At 33.8% G+C, this 969-nt stretch carries 1 protein-coding gene; it reads left to right on the top strand.

Translation table 11 applies throughout. The features are described from left to right. Positions 1-272 precede the first annotated feature (272 nt). Complete coding sequence (locus AC4AGG_RS16565; RefSeq protein WP_489773129.1) at positions 273-902, top strand: energy transducer TonB; 630 nt, start codon at positions 273-275, stop codon at positions 900-902. Positions 903-969 lie beyond the last annotated feature (67 nt).

Genomic DNA, 969 nt, shown 5'->3' with positions numbered 1-969 from the left:
TTATTATATATATAAAGGCAGTGACACAACGAAAAAAGTTTTCATTCACTTAGAGCCTGTTAATTTTTATTTAAAACATTTTAGTCAAGCTAATATTTCATCGAGTAGTTCCTTATTTTTTTGAAAACTAAAAATTTTCTATATTAAAATATCCTCGAACCCCTCTTGAATAAGAAGTTATCACTGAAATATTTTGCAATCATTTTCAACAGGCTCTTCAACTGAAGTGGGGTACCACAATTTTTCATATCTTTAAATCGTTTTAACAACCTATGAAAAATATATTTGTCCTTGCTTTGCTCTTTTCTCTGGCCTCCCTCAATGCTCAACAGACACAGGAATTCCGGAGAGTCAAAGAATATTACGATTATCAACGTACAATGATTGGTAAGGAGTTTCGGAAAAAAATTGACAGTAAAGAAACGGCTGACGAAAAAAACTTGCTTCTACAAGATTTCTACCTCTTTATGAGTAAAATGGATAGCATCCAAAATACTGCTTATATTGGCGCACTTATCTCAGTCAAAAATCGCGAAGATCTTTCGAAAAATTCAATTGAGACTATTCCTGAAATAGTTTTGAAACCGAACCAAAAAAGCGAATATGATAAAGCCGCAGAATATCCAGGTGGATTAGACTTGATGCGACAAAAAATTGGCGAAATATTCTATACCGGAGCTGTTAGGGAAGAACAGGACAAAACTCTCAAAACCGAAGTCGTCTTCGTTGTTGAAAGAGATGGAACAGTGAGTGATGTCCATGCAACAGGAGACAATCATTCCTTCAACAGACAGGCTGAAATCGCATTATATCTCCTTCCAGAAAAATTCTCACCTGCTATTTTCAAAGGTGAAAACATTAGATACCGATTTAGAATTCCGTTTTCTATGAATTTCGAATAGCTTCAGTTCAAACGTTTTTCTCCCTCAAAATAAAGTTGGATTGAATTGAATTTTGCTTTTAAAATTA

Source organism: Chryseobacterium sp. CG10_8 (assembly GCF_058117085.1).
Note: the sequence above shows the minus strand (reverse complement) of the source record. Positions and strands in the feature narration are given on the sequence as shown.